Genomic DNA, 17,947 nt, shown 5'->3' on the forward strand with positions numbered 1-17,947 from the left:
CTCCACTCTAGGAATATATCTCCAGTATATCCTAAGGCCTAGAGGTTGGGAATGTTCCTCCCCAGTTTTGGTTTTGGCTATTGCCGTGATTATGAGTTCCGATATTCACCGTATGTGTGTGGCTATTATAAGTACTTCTAAGCGAATCAATTTGAGATTGGAGCGAATCTAACTGTGATCGCAATCCAGATATCTGGCCGATGCTTAGTACCAAACCTGTAACAGAAGAACCGTTTGTAAAATGCACAGAACCCTGCAGATAGGTTGTACCAAAATTCGTTCCGATCCTTAATCCGTTATTCCCTATCACATGGAGTTCATAATCAATTGCATAGATAAGACCTTGAGACTGGCTAGAAGAATTGTAATACGTGTGTCCTGAAATATTTGCAGAAGGATTGGTTCCGAGAGTTACCCGTCTAGCATTAAAAATATCGTAAAAAACAAAACCATACGGGTCTAATTCGATTCTTTCGCCCGATAAGGCAGTTTTTATCGAAGCACCGATTATAGTGGTACCGTTTATGGTTCCTCCATCAATAGTCGATGCAGATATTCTTCCTCTGAACTCTCCACTCTGTGCGACCATATGACCACCAGAGCTTACTGTAAACATACCGTTCCCTACATTTATGGACGAGCCAACAATGGCGCCATTCATGAAATTTGATGAATAGATATTCGCTGAATTGGCGGTCAGCCGATTGGCCACCACATTCCCTTGCATATCCACCCGAAACGGTGCACTACCGAAGTTGGCATGCCCTGCAGCGATCCCGTTCGTGTTGATCTGGGTGACGTTATTCCCGCTACCGATCAGTATCGAAACGAAGCTGCCGAGCTGGCCGATTATTGTCTCGGCCAATATTCCGCGGGCCGTGATAGCTGACCGAACCGTTCGCCAGCCGTCCGTTGAAATTCCGAGCCCTTTCGATGTAAGGCGGACCTGCTCCAAAGGGTTCGTCTTCTCTTGGGCAAGAATGCCGCCTTCAGGCGGGTAGATCAGCTCTGTCTTGCTATTGTTAATGTCAACGATTGCCTGTTTCGCTGCAGACTCAAATACCTCCGTCCGGATCCGCCCGCCGGAAAGCAGATTGTCCATCACCTTCCTCGACCGCTCCAGGTCGGCGAGCAGGTCGATGTCATCCTTCAGGGCAAAGTTGGCAAGGGTCACCTTGGTATGCTGGTCGATAGAGTATGGATACTCCGTTAGCTCCACGATCCGGACTCCGAGCCGCTGCAGGCCCATTTGCGGGTCGTATACGGTGGCCGCATCGCCAAGGTCCGGCGGGTGTTCCTCCCGATCTATCTTGTAGAGATCCGCGGCGGTCACCGTCACCTCAAGCTCCGGCATCTCCTTCTTCCGGAGCTCTTCCCGGGTAGACTTCAGCAGCTCCATGGGATCCTCGATGTCCTGCTGAATGTTCTCCCCGTCGAAAAACGGGACGCTGTCGCTGCCCCAGTAATTGACGTACGGAGAAAGCAGATAGTTGACCATAACCTTCCCGTTTTGGATGGCGCCCGGGACAGATTGCAGCAGGCTCCTCTCCTCTGCCGTCAGGTTATCAGCAGACATCCCGACCCAAGTCCGGCCGTCCTTCATCTGAGCAAACATTCGTGTCACAAGGCCGGTGCCGTCGTCTTTGAACGAATCGGAGATTATGTTCTTTTTCGTCCGGTACTCATACCTATCCGTCTGGGATCCGATTTTCTTATGGATGTGGATCACGAAGTTATCCGGACGAATCTCTGCGCCATAAAGGTTCACGACCTGGTTCAGAGCAGCGAGCGCATTGGTCCGGCCGAAGTCCTTGATATCCCAAAGGTCGAAGGTGTCATGTACCTGGAACGTAAAACGTCCGCCGGTCCATGCGCTGATTTTATTCAGCAGCGTGGAGATGTGGATCCCATAAGCCTCATCGATGTATTCGTCATACGGCACCTTGTAATCGTTCAGCTTGAACATGACATGCGTGCAAGTGATCTGAGACGTGAGCTTCTTCTTATCCCGCTGCCGCTGCCGGGTATTGATGACGTAATATTGCCCGCGCTCATCCCGAACATGGCCCTTGATCTGTATCTTTTCAAGATAATCCTCGCTGGTCATAGGAACTAAAAAAGACAGCTCATAATCGGAATTGAGCCGTCTTCGTCGTTCGATACCGTAAGCGTCAATCAGCGTGCCGGTACGCTTCAGGTTCTTGTCAAAAACCTGCAGTGTTGGATTAGGCAATATATCGCCTCCCTAATACAAAAACTTGTCTCGGTGGGTGATCCGGAAAAGAATCGTCCGCCCGGTCGCCGGATCAGTCCAGGTGAGGTTATTTGTCCCCAGGTTTAAGTCGAAGAAATCTCCGTTGTACAAATGGGATACATTCTCCCCGTTCCGCGTAATCTTGAATTTCTCACTGTCGATCACGATAATGTCTCCAGGAACGAACGGCCCGGTGAACTCAATCTCGTCGACATGGTACCGGCTTGCCTTGCCCTGCAGGGAGGAAATGCCGTGCATGATTGCAGTTTGCAGACGCTCCCGTATAAAATCCACGGCCATTCCGCTATCCGCATCCATCCGAGCGGCAAAGGAGATCTCCCGGATAAAGTCTGAAGACATCCCACTCTCGCCATCCATGATGGTTTGTCCGTTCATCTCGACAGCAGATACAGCCACGAGCCCGGCGCAGCCGCTGAGGACGGCCCGGCCGAAGACAAACATGGTTATGGGACGATTAAACGGCAGCCGGTTAAATGGTCCTCCGAACATGCGCCTCCTCCTCTCAGGTCAGGAATTAACCCTTGTATTCCTTGCCAGTAATCACCTTAAACTCCGACGCCGAAATAACGCCGAACTGGACGTAGAGTCGAAGCTGCACGTCCGACACCCATTTTTTCTCGTAGTAGTAAGACAATCTCTCGAAATCACTATTGAACATTCGGTTCTCCCCCTGTTCCATTAGCTAATAGTTTCAATTCCAGCGCGGCCAACATTTGACCTAACGCCTGATTTTGCAACTGCAAATCAAGAATAGCGATATCCTTTTTGACAAGCTCTGCACCCAATACGGCGTTTTGTTGTTTGAGATCAAGGGTCGAGAGGTCAAGTTTTATCTGCTCGGTCCCTAAGGTGCTGATCGTAAGCTGATGTTCCGTGCTTGTCGTCTTCATCTGTGCAATCTCCGCTCCTGAGGATTCAATTGCCTCCTGCTGCTCAGCGGTTTGCTGCCGGATCACCTCGACTTCCTCCGCAAGCAATTCCAGCTCGGTCGGCTCCTGCTGCTGCGGCCGTGTGATCTCCTCGATCTCTTCGGGGGTTAATCCCTCGATCCATAACGTCGGTTGTTCTTGTGCGACGTAAATAGGCGGCTCCCCGCGCTCCTCTTCCAGCAGCTTCGACCATTCGGCGTATGCGGCGTTATATGCATCTTCGGCAGACGTAATGGCGCTCTGATATGCCTCCCACGCTACGAGATCGAAGCGCGGACGGTACAATCCGGGAATAATCGGGATACCGACGATATACCCCGCTATAACGGGCTCCGGCTCAGACACTTCTCCCGGTTGCACGTCTTCCGGCGGGGCCTCTGGCTCTGGCTGGCTTTGATCGATCGGCAGCTCAGGCTCCGCATAAAAAGGGACGACACCGGAAAAGGCATCGTCCACGAGCGTATCCTCTAAATAGAGGCCGTCTGTATTCACTTTAGGTACGGCTTTCATGTGATCCTCCTTTACCGTTCGGCTGGAAATGGTGTTATTGTATCAAGAGTCATCCAAGTGGGAGCAATCGTACCGTAAGGGATGACTTTGCCATCAGCTGCTATTTCGTAAGTTGGGGCTGAAACGACCCCATCCTTAACTGCGATCGATACGCATTGCCGTGTTCTCTTAGGCCGGAATCCTACTGGAAGTATAAACATAGGCTGCTCGCCAGCTCCACCGCCAGCCATACCTTGGATATGAACATTCCCGGCAGCATCTTTGCCGTATTGGACTGTATTGGTCCCGAAGGAAGTCCACCCATTTAGTAACGTCGGCGTAATCCAAACAATAGATGGATCCTTATCCGCCTTTTTGTTCATCAGCACTGAAACCGCGGTCGCATTCTGCTGCACGGCGTCGGTCAGCTCTTGCAGCATCGCCTTTTCGTTAGCTGCGTACGATCCGCTGAATGGGACGATGGGCGACTTGTCCAGCATCAGGTACGTGACGGAATAGGCAGCTGATGGATCGTATAAACTTTTCTTAATACGGTACCACGGATCAGAACCGCTCGGCGGCGGATCGAAACTAACGTCCGCTAAACTGTTTCGATAAAACGAAAAGACCTTCATCGGCTTATACTTCCACTTCGACCCGCCGCCGATTGTTGCATGATTGGTATAGTAATAAGCCCCGTATCCCGGTTGCTCGCCGTCATACAGCCTTATCGCCTCCCGAACCACAATCCCCGTTCCAACCTCTACCTGATTATCGCCTTCGTTAAACGTCAGCATGCCTTCGGAAACGATAGGTTCGACCGTTGGCGTGGCGAGTTGGTATACGAGTTGATATGGTTGCCAATATGCGTTGATGGGAGCAGGACTTGTTGGTAATGTAGTTCCAACATCCTGCCAACCATCTAAACCTGAAGGTGTACGGTATACCCACGCTTTTGTTCCCGAACCCGTGTAAATAGCGCTACCACTTCCGCCAGCAGGATACATCTTGTATCCCATAAAATACGCCTTAATCTCGTCGGCTGTCGGCGTGTAGTTGTCGCCCCATCCGCTGTCTGCGTTGGAGATAGACAACAACCAGCCATGAGTATCTGAATAGTCCACTGCATCTACCCTCGTCGACGTATCAATCAGACTCAGTAAACTTCCTTGATACTTAGTAGCCCAATACTTTTGTGGGGTTAGCGGTAAAGGCAGTTGTCCGACCGGAACAGCCACACGTTTAAACCCGGTATAGTTGTTAAGAACTACATACGACAATGCACCATCTAATGCGTTTCCCTTCCACTTCGCCAGCTTAAAATACTGCCCATCCTTCTCGAACACATCGTCAGCATTCGAACCTGTCAGCGGATCTGCGTATAAGTCCGTTTGTAACGCTAGCATAGAGTCCTCCCGTGGTTCGAACGGTTTGGCACCGGTGCCGATGTTCAGCATCGGGTTCTTAAAAGTGAACGTTCCGATCTGTCCACCGCTCGACACGAATATCTGCATAATTTCGCTGCCAGTAGGCGCTTCAAGCGTTATCAAATCTTGGTCTACCCAACCAGACGAGAGGAGGATGTTACCTCCCGCGTCTCTAAAGTCTAACCCGATCCGGCCGCCGCCCCTCGACCCGATTGAATATGTGTACGATTGGCCGACAACTGGCTTCATCTTGTAGACAGCGCTAACTGATGTTGAAGATGTAGCCGTTATAGTATGGGCATAAGGCGCATCGCTAGCCCCGGTTGTCGTTTCCCACTCATAAAACGGCGGCAGCAGATTTTCCCCGTACCGGATCGCATACGGATTCCGCACAGGCTGAACGCTGTCGACGTATGGATACTTGGCGGCGACTTGTTCTGGCGTCATGGTGTCGAGTGCGGCGTATTCGGTTGCGCTGATTTCGTATACGCGTACGGCATCGTAATAACCGTAAGTATTGACGTCACCCAATACGGCTAAGTCAATATTTCCCGACGACGAATTGGGCCTGTTCTTTCTCCAGATAGTTGTAAATTTATCTTTTGCAGTAACAGGTCCGGCATAACTGCCTGTAATTGCTCCACCCCATCCCGCAAATAACTCTTTCGCATTTCCGTTCTTGACGTCTGCAATTAGGACATAGTATCCGTCGACCTTTAATCCCGATATAGGGATATACGCTATCCCGCTGTTAGTAGCGGAGGATACCGTCGTGGTGACTCTTAACCCATTAATCCCTTGCGTCTTGTTCGTAGAGTCCAGCGCTGCTGTTGCGTTGCTTAGACCGATACCTGTTAAACTCTCCATACCACCATTACGCCCCAGCAGATTCACCAACGTCCGCCCCTTGATTCCGCCTAAGGAAAAGGCAGCGTTACGCTGTGCGTTGAGGATCTGCATCCCAGCGTTTAGAACGACGTCCTCGCGCTGTTCGATATCGAACCGGTCCTTGGTCTCATCGCCAAGCGCGTTCAAGCCGGCGGAAAGCTCACTAATGTTACCGATCGCGGCGTCGTGATCATATGCGGTAAAATAACGAGCCACCTTCGTTCCCATGGCCCAGGACTGGGCAGTCCCTTGAAATCCCCTGGTTACTCCGCTGAGCTCATCCCCGGTCTTTTCGGTATACAGGATCGTCTCGGCAGCTTCATCTGTCCCAATAGTGAGTAGGTTTGGGGCATCCGGAAGAACCGAGCCGTCCACGACCTGGATCGTATCCTGTGTCGCATCGATCGCGGCAGCCAGCTCGGTCCCCGGGCTATTGACTTGCGCCGGATACATTGTCTTCATCACAACACCCTCCTTACGCCAATGTCAGCACAATTTGACCGGTCAGCATCTTATAGATGTCGTTAGTCAAAATGCTGCGCGGTGTCTCCAATGCTCCGAAGTAGAGCAGGTTCCCGCCGGTCGCCGCATCCCGGATCCCGATGTGGGATACCTGCCCCCAGTCCGCCGTGGCCGTCGGCATGACGACGTCAGCGCTGTTCTTCATGGTCGGCTTCAACACCGTAACCCGTTGACCAGTCGTCGGGTGATAGATGTTGTATGTCTCTATAGTCGGCGCGCCGAACGTAATTTCTTGGCGGGAGTACCCTCCACCAGAAACCTCTTGGCCAGTATCAGCTGCCGTCGGATTGCTGGTGTATAGCGCCAAATAGACCTTGCCCGGCCGGGTGTACGCAGTGTTCCGGAATACCTGGTTCAGCAAAGCCGTGGCCAAATAATTGGACATGTTCATGCATCATTCATCCTTCCATGAGGTATTCGTTTCGAATCTTAAAGCTATGCAGCGTGGTCGTTCCGATGTTAGTCAGTACAATAACAGGGCTTGCCCGCTCATCCCCGATCGACTGGACATTAACAACCTGGGGCGACCGAGTGATGGTCAGCTCCGTGATCCGCTCATCGCTCTCAGGGAACGGATCGTACATCTTGAGGGGAATATCAATGACTCGGTTCCCGGTGGACTCATCCCAGCTCATCGTGCCGCGGTACTGAGCGAAATAATGCTTGCCCGGCCGATCGGAGAATACGAGATCCAGAACGCCGCGCCGGGTGTTGAATTGTCGCATTAGCAACGAAACCGTGGTGTCATAGTCGCCGGTAATAAAAAAAGCCAGGCCAATTGGCCGGGCTCCATATGTGCTTCCAAAATCAACCTCACCGTCCCGCTCGGCGATCTCCACGGTGTTCTCCGTCGCTTCCGGCAGGCCGGGGATACTCCGGCGGACCAGCACCGCCCCCGTTTCGGAAATCCACTCTCCATTCACAGATACGTCCATCTATTTCCCACCCCCTGTCATGGCGAGACGTCGGTAAGTCCGCTCGCGTTCAGTGTAAAGGATCTCGGCATCCGTTGGATCCTGCACCTCAACTCTTTCGATTGACATATCGATGTGATTGACCGTCTGCATGACCACGGGGTCAGATTTACTGGCCATCGGCGCTGCAGCCTGCCCGCTGACCAACTTCCAAAGCGTGTTTTGTTGTTCCGGGTTCAAGTACATCTCGCCAGCATGGGCGATTACCGGTACCGCCTCCCCGCGGCGTCCCTGCACAACTCCTCCATCTTTGAAAGTCTGCAGCTTGCCGGTATCCTTATTAATGCCGTACAACTTCCGGAGTTCCTCGTTTCGAGCTGTAAGACGCGCCATTTCCGCCGTATCCCCGCGCGCCTTGGCTGCGGCCCAGGCATCCTTATTCGCATTGTATTCCTGTAGGTCCAGTTCGGCCTGGCTCGTCTTACTTTGACCAGAAACCTCGGCCATCCGGGACAGTTTGGCATTATACTCCGAAACGAACTGATCGAGGTCTGCAAGGATCTGCTGGTTGGCTGATTCATTGGCACCGATCCGAAAATCCTTGATCGCATTCTCGATAAATTGCACGTCATTCTGGTGATTCTCGAAAGCATTCTTCAGCGCTTCATATCGAGCCTCGGTTTCCTGCCTTTCGTCGTCGAAAGCTTTCTCCCGCTCGCCCTTCTCATCCACCAGCTTCTGTTTCTGGTCTTCCAAGTCTCGCTTGCGGAGCTCCCGGCTACGCTCTAGCTGCATCCGCTCGATTTCCTCGGTAATGTCAGCGAGCGCTTTTCTCCCCTCGGGGGATACAGCGGTGCTCAATTCCTGCTGACGGGCTAACTTCTTGGCAAGTTCAGTCTCATAGTCCTCGTCGACATTGAGCTCCTGCTCCTTTGCGATCAAGTCGTCGATTGCCTTAATCTTCTCATTCTGAGCATCGACATAGGCCTTCTTGCGCTTTTCGATCGCATCTAGCTCGGCTCTCAATGAATCATCTAGACTTTTCTTTTGTGCATTGAAAAAGTCGTCCGTCTCTTTCTTGAGGTCCTGCATCAGCGCTTTTCGCGCCCTGTAAACTTCCTCATCTGCACGTTTGTACTCTTCCGAGTTTTTATTGTACCGATCTCGGACTCGAGTCCAAGCAGCCAGCTTCATCTGCTCGATCTCTTTTTCCGTTTTTCCGGCCTCTTCCATCCGACGCTCTTCCTTCGCGATCCATTCCTCCGAGTTAGCGAATTGGGCTTGCCAAAGCTCCTTCCGAGCGCGATACAGCTCCTCATCAGCTTTCTTGTACTCTTCACTGCCCTTTTTATACCGGTCCCTAACCCGAGTCCACGAATCGACTTTCATCTGTGCAATCTGCACCTCGGTCTTATAGGAATCCTGCATGCGTCGTTCTTCTTTGCTAATCCATTCCGAGGAAGCCTCGTACTGTGCTTTGGCCAATTCTTTCCGGGCTCGATATAACTCCTCGTCGGCTGACTTATAAAACTCGCTGTCTTTCTTGTAGCGATCACGGACTTTCGTCCAGGTATCTACCTTCATCTGCGCAATTTGGACCTCGCTTTTATACGATTCCTCCATCTTGCGCTCTTGGCGATCGATCCAAGTGGCCGACGCTTCATAATTCGACTTGGCGCTATCCTCCTGCAGGCGTTTCATCTGCAGGTTAAGCTCACGCTGATCCTCAATGGTTTCCTTCAAATGCTGTTTATGATTCGCTTGGATTTTCTTGAGGGCCTTGAGCTGCTGCTCGGCTGTCTGATCGTAAAATTCCGCGTTGTACCTTGCCGTGGCCATCGCCGCGTCAAAAGCAGCCTGACGTTGTTCCTTCGCAAGCTCGGCTGCTGACTTGCCTTCTTTCTCTTTCGATTTCTTCTCCTTCTTCTTTTTCTTTTTATCGTCATCGGCCTCTCCGCCGCCTCCATAATTCGGCGGTTTGTAGGCGAAAGCGTCCAGGTTTCCGGTGGTCAAATTATTCAGCGCCCGCTCAGCCTCCAGCTCAGCGTTAGCGTATTTATTTTGCTCCTCCGCCATCTTCGCTGCAGCCGCATTCGCTTGAGCTTGTACGCCGGCGGCCACGATGCCCCCAAGCATCCCACCGACCCGAGTGAGAGAGCTCTTACCTTCGGTCATCCCAATATCCAGGGCTTTGCCAGAGATCGAACTCATCACCCGGGCAAGAGCCTGGTAGTTCTTGATTTGCGCTTCGACAGCTGCCTTTTGAGCAGCAGCAGTCTCCTTCAGATTGGAGATCTGCGCCTTGGCGCTCTCAACGGAGGCCGATACGAGATTCTTCTCAATGTCGATCTGTTGAGAGACCAGATCCACATTGGTGATCCGGATCCTCCCCTCCTCATCCATAAGAGCATGTAAGCCTGGATACTGTTTCTTCAGCGTGTTGGTGATCGCCACAAGCTCCTGTTTCTGAGCTTCGTCCACCTTCTGCACCGCATCCAGTTCCTTGTAACGCTTCAGCGTTTTCTCCATCTCAAGAATTTTGCTGTTCTTGGCCGCAACATCCTGCATTTCTGCCTTGGCCATATCAAGAAGGGCCGGCGTTGATTTCTCTGCTTGTTCCCTCATTTTTTTAAGGGCCTCAGCGGCTTCTTCCGCATTGCTGAAATCCATATCTCGGAGCTGCTTGTCGATTTCCTCCAGCGCCTTCCTCGCCTCATTCATCTCTTTGATCGTTTCGGGAGGGATGCTGATTCGGGTTCCGGCAGCAACGTCTGTCGGCATCGCCTTTTGAGCTTCGTTCAGACGTTCCTGGGCTTTGGCCCGCTCTTCCAATAATGCATTCAGAGTCTCCGTATCGCTCTGTAATTTCTTTAAATCTTCCGCCGTTCGGTTGGCCGGGGATTCGGCGAGCTTCTTGTTCAGCTCTTCCTGGTTCTGCGCAAACGTCAAAACCGACTCCGCTGCCGCATCAGCAGCCATTTTATACGCCCCGACGCCGGCAGCGGCCACTGACAATATCGTTACTACCCAGCCAATTGGCCCCATCGCGATGTTCATAGCTCGTAGCGCCGCCGTAACGGCCCCGATTGCGACCGTCAAGGTTCCCAAAACCGTGACCAGACCCAATACTGTCACCGAACCTGCAGCGATGCCTGCAACCACCTCTTTGTTTGCCTCGGCCCAAGTCACAAATTCCTTGATCATCGGCGTAAGCTTCTGCATGATCTGTTCCAAAATCGGAAGAAATGCTTCACCAAGCTCCACACGAGCCATTTCGACCGTTTGACTAAAGGTAGCCTGCGTTCCTGTATAACCGGTCATAGCCGAGTCCGCATTGCCGGCGAACATCGCCGATTCCTGCATAATGCCGTTGTAAGCCGCTTGGATCTTCTGCGCCTCGGTCAGCTTAGCCGCTGTTGTGCCAATGGATTTAGCATATCGGTCATACATCACGGACAGGTTCGTCGTAATGCCTGCCGCGTCGGTCAGATCGGAGTTCCCCATCTTAATCCCCTGGGCAACCTGGCGGATCGCTTCGTCCCATGTCAGATGCGCTTCCCGGTTATATACGGCAGCGTCGGCGGTGGCGGTCATAATCTCCTTGGTTTGTTCTAGCGTTAATCCGGCAGTAAGATACGTCTTTACGGTATCCGCCATGGCTGTTCGGCTCAGGCCCCAGCGGTCCGACAGCTCCTCGGCCAGACCAATCGACTGCTCTGTATCGAGATTAAGCGACTTAGACACTTCTGTTAGGCCTTGGTAAGATTGTGCCAGCTTATGCGCCTCGTCAGACAATACCTTCATGGTCTGTGCGAGCTTCATAGTGGTCATGCCAGTTCCAAGGGATGTTAAGCCGGTTGCTAAACCGTCGAGCCCCCGCTGAGTCTCTTTCGCTTCACGGGTCGTTTCCTTCAGCTCCTGTTCAATCTTATCGATATGCTTGGCATCCAGGCCGATCATGCGAAGCTGCTCCCGGACCTGCTCTAATTGCTCCTCGAGCAATTCCGGATTGGTGCTTTGGATGGCCTTATTGATCTTGTCGATCTGGCCAGAGCTAAGACCGATTTCTTTCAAGACCTGATTCAATCCCTCCAAGCCATCCCCGGCCTTCTGCGCCTGATCTTCAAGATCCCATATTTTCTGCGCAGTCTGGTCTGATTTTTGGGTCAGCTTCAATAGCGCCGCTTCCGTGCTCAGGATCTGCTCCTGCAGCTTGTTCTTCCGCTGTTCGTTAAACGTATTATCATACGATTCTTTGAGCTCGCTGAGCTTTTTCCGCTGGAGATCAATTTTGGCGTTGGTATTATCCAGTTCCGCCGTGAGCCGGGTGATTTGGTCCTTAGAAGAGCCGATCTTACTGAAAGCTGTGTCCATGCTTTTAATATCCGTCGCCGTCTTCTTCCCTTGATCACCGAGCCCGGCAATCTCGTTTTTCACGGCTTTAATCTCGGCCTTGAGCCCCTGTGCTTCCGCGGTCATGCGAGCTCGCAGTTCTCCGATCTCCACAGCCATCCTACACGCCTCCCTTCATCCGCGCCAGCTGCGCTTGATATTGTTCCTCCGCCGATTTCGGCGACTCTGCCGGCGGCTTCGGCAGCATGCTGGTGATCCGCTTAACGATCGTTTCCCTTGCCTTTTTGTCTACCAGATGAGGGTACGATACGATGTCTATCTGCATCAGCAGTTCTTCCGCCCGGGTCTGATCCTTCATAATCAGCATCTTAGGAAGGTCGACGAAATAGTACTCGTTCTCGACCTCGTACTGGGTCTTTCCAAGCACCGCGCAGCAGCGCAAAACAAATTCATCGTAGGTTATTAAACGTCGGCCCGATCCATCCGCTTGACGATGCTCTGAATGAACTGCTGCGCTATCGGAGGAATCAGGCCGTTCAAGTTTTTTAGAGCTTCGTTCATGTCGTTCTTTTCCCAAGTCAGCCGGAGAAACTCCGTGCATTCCCCTAAGGCGGCATGCTCGTCCAGATACTCGAGGGGAAGATCACTGAGGAGCGAAGTCAATTCATAAATTTCATCTATGGTAACGTCCGCGGCGGCCACAATGAACACCGCTCGATCATTTTCAGGAGTCAGGAAAAGCTTAACGAGGTAATCGCCAATGGTACCAATATGGTCCGTCAGCTTCTTGAGTCGATTTCGGGTTAGCTTGGGGATCATAACCCGCTTGCTGCCAAGCATGACATGCTCTTTTTTTCCAAGGTTAAACATCCTTGATCATTCCTCTCTCAGGAAATAAGAAAAAAGGAGAAGGCCTGATGATCAGCCCCCTCCTTGCGTAAGAATCGATTATGCCGTTGCTGTAATGTCGCCCCATGTATAGAGCAGACCTTTCGGCGTTGCCGTAAGCGACGGGTAAGCCATTGCCGAAACGGTCAAGCGCAGGTTGTTGTCCAGGACAAAGGCCGCGTTCATGTCGAATTTAATGCCAACAGATTCAATATAAATATACCGTGCTGGATCCAAAACCCCCTGCGGCTTGATCACGGCGCGGCGACGAGGAAGTTCCTTGCCCGCTAATCCGGTGACCTGGTACTTAACCTTATCCGGATCGGTAGCGTCAACAACCTTCGAAGAGTTGGGGTTGTATTTGATGACTTTTTCGAAGTCCATGTCTGGCGTCTCAAAGTCAATGGACCCGGTCGTTCCCGTCGAAATAGATTTGACCGGAGCCGTACCAGTCTGGTCCGTGGTCGGCTCGAAATAGGTTGTCGTCGTGGCGAACGTGATGCCGCCTTGGGTCAAATCGATGACGATGCCGTCGGGTTCAAGCAAGCCGTCTTCGCCCACGCCCCATTCGAAAATACCAGGGCCTGCGTAAATCTGATTTACATCACTCATGGTTATTGTTCCTCCTTAACATAAAATACAAAATTGGTTGAATACATCGGCCGGTCCTGGTCGTCGAGTCCGATCGGTATCGGACTCGACTGAACGGCTGTACTGGAATAGACATGCGCGTTACCGGCCATGTAATTGCTCCGTCGATGCAGCAGCTTGATCAGCTGCTTGGCAAGCGACTCTGCGCCCGCCATGTTTTCCGGCAACGCTTTGTACGACTTTCCCTTCACAATAATCTGAAAGGTCGGCCGCTCGGTTGGTACATACTCATGCGGAGCGTAGCCTCCGGTACCGAAAATGAACAGGCAGGGAAGTTTGGTTTCGGGCAGTTCTGCCGGAATGAAGTTAGGGTCCGGAAATACGGAAAAACCGGCATCTGTCAGATACGTAATCAAGTCATTTGCGAGCATGTTTATTCACCCTCCAGGACGCTCTTCAGCTCCTGCAGAATGATGTCTTCATTCATCTTCAGGGCGTTCTCCAGGAACTTCTTCCCCGGCATATAGCCTCCATGAGACGGTTTGCTCCTTGTCTTCTCGCCAGGCGTCATTTCCACGACCGTTCCACTCTTCGTGCGACGGAAGCCTTCATGCTGGACCACAGCGTATCCATCGACTTCAGGGCTTGTCCCCATGTCAATGTACATCCCCGTAATCGCTCGCTTGACCTCACCTATGACGAGAGCAGCCTCTAGATCGCCTTCATCGATCGGGGCCAGTCGCTTCGCATCATGGATTACTTTTAAGGCCAGTCGGGTCAGCACGGTCTCCAAGCGGCGATCCAAATCGTCCTCCATCCTCTCCAACCGATCGACCATTGCCTCAATCCCCTCGAGGCTGAAGCTAAACAAGTTATGGTCGGCCATAAACAATCACCTTCTTCACGTCGTCGGTACCGAGATACTTCCTGACTTCAAAATGAGCGACATCGCAGCGGATCTTCATGCCGAGTTCATTCTCATATTCAAAATAATCGTCGAAGGTGACGGCTTGCGGGCCTTCCAGATGGATCTCGTATCCGATCATAATCTCCTCGCCGCGGGCATTCCGGATCAAACGCTGCTCCTCGACCACCTTCGCCGCCTTGACGGCACTGGTAGGCGGCTGCGGCCTTCCCCAGTCGTCTTTACCTCCAACGTGCCAATGCGTCACCGTAGCCGGGTATCCAAACAGGCTCATATCAAGACACCGCCATACTGCCGCTGCGCCGCTTCTTCGGCTGCCTCCTCGGCCAGTTCGTCTGCGGTAGGCCCGAGCAAGGCGCGAACGTCTGGGGCAACGTCAGGACGCTCACCATCCTTGTAGCTGATCGACTCACCATTATCCGTCACCGTCTTGACGTTATGCTTCTGGTACTTGAGCGCTGGGTCGATCCCCTGCAGCTCCCATACCGTTTGAAATGCAACGATCGAAACGGCCATCGGAGTAATGTCAGGGTACCAGCGAGCCAGTTTCCGCTCAGCCTGGACGAGAGCGACGGCCTGCTTCTTCTCCGTGGCACGATCCCAAGCGTCCGTGTCCAGCATATTGGCCGAGATCCAAGCGCCCACCTCTTGAGGATCCATACCTATCACCTACTTCTGTTCGGCTGCTTCGATTTCTTTGCCGAGCGTCACAGCATCCTTTTCATAAGCATCCGCGATACCAAGTTCAAACGCTTTTTCCTGCAGTTCCTTGAGCTTGCGCTCAGCCTCCTTCTCGGCGATGCCTTCTTTCAGCTTGGCCTCACCAAGACGGCCGGCGTTTTGTACGCCCAGCTCCTTCGCCCTTTCCCTGAGCTCGTGCAATTCCGTATCGTGTTCGTCCGGTTGCGCTTCGATTTCCACTGCAGCATCGGCTGCAATTACTTCTTTCGCCACCTCTTCATCCACCTTACGCAATACTTCTCCGGGATTTCGCCACCTGCCGCTGTATTTGACGACACCCGTCAGTTTGATATCCAATTCGATCATCCTTTCACTTTTGTTTGGGAATAAGGAAAGGAGCCCTTCAAAAGAGCTCCTTAATATACTGTTGCCGAAACTACACTATCTGCCCAGGCGAATGCCGGGAAGGATAAGGCAACGCCAGCAGTACGCAGGCGGATCGGGTTCTTGGTGATATCACGGAATACGTAGATACCCATATCTCCCGTCTGAACAGGTTCAATCTCGGACATCATTTCCTCAGTTGTTTTAGCCCACAAATAGTTACCTAGTGGACCGTCAGGAAGCAGCACGAAACGGTTTTGCGGCATCATTCGCACGGTTGTAAAGCTGAGCTTTCCATTTGTAAGTTTTCGGTCTTCCGTGCGGGCTTGAGTGTCATAGGCGACTAATGCCGGAAATTCGAGCTCATCAAACACCGATTGTAATTGTGCTCGAGTAAGCTCTGGCGGACGTGCATTTCCGCTAGGGTTGCCGTGATAATGTTGTCGGATCGAAAGGTTACGTCGCAACAGTGTAATAACCTTTTTGCTTGTCATAGCCCGTTTAAGCGCAATACCCATATCAGCCCAAGCATCAATCCATTCTTGAATGTCGTCCAGCGGCTTCGAGTTTTCAATGTCATCCCACTTGTCCGTGCCAGTGAGCACCGGCTTTTGTGCAGGAGTATACCCGTAATCGACTACGACCCGGACATTATCCTCGACGTAATTGACACCACCGCTCCAGACGCTGGTCATAGCAATCCATTCCTTCCGAGCTTGGATGGCATCCACAGCGTACTGCGCGTCATTCAATTGCTCCTGTCGTAGCTTATTACGCTCCGCGTCCCGCAGACCATAACTCTGCGAGGCCTGAAGCGCCATCCGGACCAACTTCTCGTCCATATAACGACCGCGCTGAATTTTAGGAATGGTCACCCGACTTCCAGTCAGGCCTTCACGAGAACCGTATTCAACTTCGGTACCCAGCTCAGCGATTTGTGCCATAACGGGCAACTTTGATCCACTGTCCTTAATAATGTCAACCGTCAATTCGTCAGTTTCCTGTGGTGGGAACAACACAGGGTGGAGATACTCGTTAGACACCTCGAGGTTCCGGGAATAAACGAGCAGGTCTTCCCCGGTCAAAGCCTCATCCAGTGTCAGATCGATCGGATCATAGCCAGCAAAGGTCTGCAGATCCAGTTTGTAACGCAATTTATACGACTTAATCATATATATGTTCAATCCTTTCCGTGTTTGGATATTAGGCAAAGACGATATGCGGCATCTTCTGGCGCAGCGTGTCATCTACAGTGACCGGGATGCGGTCTGCGATTACCTTTGCCACCTCGTACCCGCCAACAACATGATCGCCGTCTTTGACGTTGACCGTACGCTTCAGGATGACGGTTGGGTTCTCGCTGCCATTGGTGCCTGCAGGATCGTAAGGCACAAACTTCCCGGAGGCGGCGAGCTTCGCCATCGGCATACCTTTCTTGATGATCTTGTCACCATTAGCATCCGCAGTAACGGCTGCCGAATCAATCGTGATCCCGTTGGTCACCTCACGGACCACTTCAAAGGATGCCAGAATTTCGTACTCGTCCTGGACAGTAACGCGCGGTCTTGGTTGCAATCTCATATTGATAGTCCCTCCTTATTTTCTTGCCCACGGGTCATTCACGGCTTGCCCGCCGATCGTCCCTCGGCTTTTTGCTAAATTGATGATTTCTTCCTGCCGTTTCTTCTTGTCGTCGGGGCTTCCGCCGCCGATATCGGCGCCGATCCGGCCGCCCCCCTGCTTCGATTTGAGCAGATGCGGCTTCTTCTTGGCCAGCGCTTCGAGTGATTCCTTCACGCCCTCCAGCTCGCCCTTGTCGTTCTCTTTCACAGCTGACAGATCGGCGAGTGCCGCAGCGTCCTCCCAATCGGCGAACCCGAGTTCATTCGCCAGCACCTTAACCTCGGCGTTGAGCAAGCGCTTGAATGTCTTGTCATTCTGTTCCTTCTCGCGCGCCTTGATCTTCTCGTCAACCAAACGGTCGATTTCCTCGGGGTCAAGTTTCCCGGATTCCTTCTCCTGCTCTTTATCTTTCGGCTTCAGGGCGGCTTGCATGGCTTCCACTGAGTCAAAACCCAGTTGCTTAGCTAGAGTTTTCTGAGCAGCCTTTTCTGCTCGCGATAGACGTTGCTGCACGAGCTGGTCGAGTTCCGCCTGTGTGAACGTCTTCTCGCCGTTACCGGCGCCGCCGTCATCCCCGCTCCCCCCAGCTCCATCTCCGCCACTGCCCTCGCCGCTTGCTCCTCCGCTGGCACCGCCATCAGCTGCAAATAGCTGCAGGTTCAATTTCAAAGGAAAACGTCTTGCGATATACTCGTACATCTTTTCATCCTCCTGTTTTATGCCCGGGTAGGCTTCCTCGAATAGCAGTTTTACGTCATGCCACGGTTTGGACAAAAGAAAAAGCCGCTCGTTTGAGCGACTCAAATAAAAAACCACCTTCGCCTAATGCGTGGTGGTCGTCATTTCAGATACTTTTCGTAAAGAGGGCTATTTTTCAATCGTTCAACCAAAACCGTATAAACACCGTGTTCTCCAAGCTCTTTAAGCTTATCAAGGGAGCGCACATTCTTACGAACGACATCGTCATTAAGTATGTCACCCTCGACAATCGGTTGAATAATATTGGTGATTGCCGACCAATTGTCTGGATTCTTCATTTTGGCCATGTATTCATACAT

General features: G+C 52.2%; 20 protein-coding genes. All 20 read right to left on the reverse strand.

Annotation, left to right across the window (positions count from 1 at the left end):
* Positions 1 to 31: 31 nt before the first annotated feature.
* The gene (locus J2Z18_RS10195) at positions 32 to 2,233 is read right to left on the reverse strand and encodes a phage tail protein (RefSeq protein ID WP_210094630.1); all 2,202 of its coding nucleotides are present in this window, start codon (positions 2,231 to 2,233) and stop codon (positions 32 to 34) included.
* A gap of 12 nt (positions 2,234 to 2,245) precedes the next feature.
* A complete protein-coding gene (locus J2Z18_RS10200; protein WP_210094631.1) occupies positions 2,246 to 2,764 on the reverse strand; it encodes a phage distal tail protein in 519 nt (172 codons plus the stop codon).
* Between the two features lie 25 nt (positions 2,765 to 2,789).
* A complete protein-coding gene (locus J2Z18_RS10205; RefSeq protein WP_210094632.1) occupies positions 2,790 to 2,933 on the reverse strand; it encodes an XkdX family protein in 144 nt (47 codons plus the stop codon).
* Positions 2,923 to 3,714, reverse strand: a complete 792-nt coding sequence (locus J2Z18_RS10210; protein WP_210094633.1) for a hypothetical protein — start codon at positions 3,712 to 3,714, stop codon at positions 2,923 to 2,925. Before J2Z18_RS10210 ends, J2Z18_RS10205 begins: the two co-directional genes overlap by 11 nt.
* 11 nt (positions 3,715 to 3,725) lie before the next feature.
* On the reverse strand, positions 3,726 to 6,470 hold the full coding sequence (locus J2Z18_RS10215) for a hypothetical protein (RefSeq protein ID WP_210094634.1): 2,745 nt from the start codon (positions 6,468 to 6,470) through the stop codon (positions 3,726 to 3,728).
* A 13-nt stretch (positions 6,471 to 6,483) separates the two neighbouring features.
* Entirely contained in the window at positions 6,484 to 6,921 is a 438-nt protein-coding gene (locus J2Z18_RS10220; RefSeq protein WP_210094635.1) for a phage tail fiber protein, read from the reverse strand.
* Between the two features lie 7 nt (positions 6,922 to 6,928).
* A complete protein-coding gene (locus tag J2Z18_RS10225) occupies positions 6,929 to 7,465 on the reverse strand; it encodes a phage tail domain-containing protein (RefSeq protein WP_210094636.1) in 537 nt (178 codons plus the stop codon).
* Positions 7,466 to 11,956 (reverse strand): hypothetical protein, encoded by a 4,491-nt coding sequence (locus J2Z18_RS10230; protein WP_210094637.1) that lies wholly within the window; start codon positions 11,954 to 11,956, stop codon positions 7,466 to 7,468.
* A gap of 1 nt (position 11,957) precedes the next feature.
* Positions 11,958 to 12,239, reverse strand: a complete 282-nt coding sequence (locus tag J2Z18_RS10235) for a hypothetical protein (protein ID WP_245255923.1) — start codon at positions 12,237 to 12,239, stop codon at positions 11,958 to 11,960.
* A gap of 20 nt (positions 12,240 to 12,259) precedes the next feature.
* The gene (locus J2Z18_RS10240) at positions 12,260 to 12,667 is read right to left on the reverse strand and encodes a hypothetical protein (protein WP_210094638.1); all 408 of its coding nucleotides are present in this window, start codon (positions 12,665 to 12,667) and stop codon (positions 12,260 to 12,262) included.
* Positions 12,668 to 12,745: 78 nt separating this feature from the next.
* Positions 12,746 to 13,297, reverse strand: coding sequence for a hypothetical protein (locus J2Z18_RS10245; protein WP_210094639.1), 552 nt, complete (start codon positions 13,295 to 13,297; stop codon positions 12,746 to 12,748).
* 2 nt (positions 13,298 to 13,299) lie between these two features.
* Entirely contained in the window at positions 13,300 to 13,707 is a 408-nt protein-coding gene (locus J2Z18_RS10250) for a minor capsid protein (protein ID WP_210094640.1), read from the reverse strand.
* Positions 13,708 to 13,709: 2 nt separating this feature from the next.
* On the reverse strand, positions 13,710 to 14,162 hold the full coding sequence (locus tag J2Z18_RS10255; protein WP_210094641.1) for an HK97 gp10 family phage protein: 453 nt from the start codon (positions 14,160 to 14,162) through the stop codon (positions 13,710 to 13,712).
* Entirely contained in the window at positions 14,149 to 14,475 is a 327-nt protein-coding gene (locus J2Z18_RS10260; RefSeq protein ID WP_210094642.1) for a hypothetical protein, read from the reverse strand. Before J2Z18_RS10260 ends, J2Z18_RS10255 begins: the two co-directional genes overlap by 14 nt.
* Positions 14,472 to 14,861 carry a hypothetical protein gene (locus tag J2Z18_RS10265; RefSeq protein WP_210094643.1) on the reverse strand — a complete coding sequence of 130 codons (390 nt, stop codon included), beginning with the start codon at positions 14,859 to 14,861 and terminating at the stop codon, positions 14,472 to 14,474. The genes J2Z18_RS10260 and J2Z18_RS10265 overlap by 4 nt, the downstream gene beginning before the upstream one ends.
* 9 nt (positions 14,862 to 14,870) lie before the next feature.
* Positions 14,871 to 15,239: a hypothetical protein gene (locus J2Z18_RS10270; protein WP_210094644.1), complete on the reverse strand. Its 369-nt coding sequence runs from the start codon at positions 15,237 to 15,239 to the stop codon at positions 14,871 to 14,873.
* Positions 15,240 to 15,298: 59 nt separating this feature from the next.
* On the reverse strand, positions 15,299 to 16,438 hold the full coding sequence (locus tag J2Z18_RS10275) for a major capsid protein (RefSeq protein ID WP_210094645.1): 1,140 nt from the start codon (positions 16,436 to 16,438) through the stop codon (positions 15,299 to 15,301).
* Between the two features lie 31 nt (positions 16,439 to 16,469).
* A complete protein-coding gene (locus J2Z18_RS10280; protein WP_210094646.1) occupies positions 16,470 to 16,847 on the reverse strand; it encodes a head decoration protein in 378 nt (125 codons plus the stop codon).
* Between the two features lie 15 nt (positions 16,848 to 16,862).
* Entirely contained in the window at positions 16,863 to 17,693 is an 831-nt protein-coding gene (locus tag J2Z18_RS10285) for an ATP synthase mitochondrial F1 complex assembly factor 1 (protein WP_245255924.1), read from the reverse strand.
* Positions 17,694 to 17,728: 35 nt separating this feature from the next.
* The gene (locus tag J2Z18_RS10290; protein WP_210094647.1) at positions 17,729 to 17,947 is read right to left on the reverse strand and encodes a hypothetical protein; all 219 of its coding nucleotides are present in this window, start codon (positions 17,945 to 17,947) and stop codon (positions 17,729 to 17,731) included.

Source organism: Paenibacillus lactis (assembly GCF_017873605.1).
In the GTDB taxonomy this organism is placed as follows: domain Bacteria; phylum Bacillota; class Bacilli; order Paenibacillales; family Paenibacillaceae; genus Paenibacillus_AQ; species Paenibacillus_AQ lactis.

What these genes read in the sequence shown, in the direction of transcription:
- J2Z18_RS10200 (WP_210094631.1), bottom strand. Translation starts at nt 2,764, where the DNA reads ATGTTCGGAGGACCATTTAACCGGCTGCCGTTTAATCGTCCCATAACC.
- J2Z18_RS10205 (WP_210094632.1), bottom strand. Translation starts at nt 2,933, where the DNA reads ATGTTCAATAGTGATTTCGAGAGATTGTCTTACTACTACGAGAAAAAA.
- J2Z18_RS10210 (WP_210094633.1), bottom strand. Translation starts at nt 3,714, where the DNA reads ATGAAAGCCGTACCTAAAGTGAATACAGACGGCCTCTATTTAGAGGAT.
- J2Z18_RS10215 (WP_210094634.1), bottom strand. Translation starts at nt 6,470, where the DNA reads ATGAAGACAATGTATCCGGCGCAAGTCAATAGCCCGGGGACCGAGCTG.
- J2Z18_RS10220 (WP_210094635.1), bottom strand. Translation starts at nt 6,921, where the DNA reads ATGAACATGTCCAATTATTTGGCCACGGCTTTGCTGAACCAGGTATTC.
- J2Z18_RS10225 (WP_210094636.1), bottom strand. Translation starts at nt 7,465, where the DNA reads ATGGACGTATCTGTGAATGGAGAGTGGATTTCCGAAACGGGGGCGGTG.
- J2Z18_RS10230 (WP_210094637.1), bottom strand. Translation starts at nt 11,956, where the DNA reads ATGGCTGTGGAGATCGGAGAACTGCGAGCTCGCATGACCGCGGAAGCA.
- J2Z18_RS10240 (WP_210094638.1), bottom strand. Translation starts at nt 12,667, where the DNA reads ATGTTTAACCTTGGAAAAAAAGAGCATGTCATGCTTGGCAGCAAGCGG.
- J2Z18_RS10245 (WP_210094639.1), bottom strand. Translation starts at nt 13,297, where the DNA reads ATGAGTGATGTAAATCAGATTTACGCAGGCCCTGGTATTTTCGAATGG.
- J2Z18_RS10250 (WP_210094640.1), bottom strand. Translation starts at nt 13,707, where the DNA reads ATGCTCGCAAATGACTTGATTACGTATCTGACAGATGCCGGTTTTTCC.
- J2Z18_RS10255 (WP_210094641.1), bottom strand. Translation starts at nt 14,162, where the DNA reads ATGGCCGACCATAACTTGTTTAGCTTCAGCCTCGAGGGGATTGAGGCA.
- J2Z18_RS10260 (WP_210094642.1), bottom strand. Translation starts at nt 14,475, where the DNA reads ATGAGCCTGTTTGGATACCCGGCTACGGTGACGCATTGGCACGTTGGA.
- J2Z18_RS10265 (WP_210094643.1), bottom strand. Translation starts at nt 14,861, where the DNA reads ATGGATCCTCAAGAGGTGGGCGCTTGGATCTCGGCCAATATGCTGGAC.
- J2Z18_RS10275 (WP_210094645.1), bottom strand. Translation starts at nt 16,438, where the DNA reads ATGATTAAGTCGTATAAATTGCGTTACAAACTGGATCTGCAGACCTTT.
- J2Z18_RS10280 (WP_210094646.1), bottom strand. Translation starts at nt 16,847, where the DNA reads ATGAGATTGCAACCAAGACCGCGCGTTACTGTCCAGGACGAGTACGAA.
- J2Z18_RS10290 (WP_210094647.1), bottom strand. Translation starts at nt 17,947, where the DNA reads ATGTATGAATACATGGCCAAAATGAAGAATCCAGACAATTGGTCGGCA.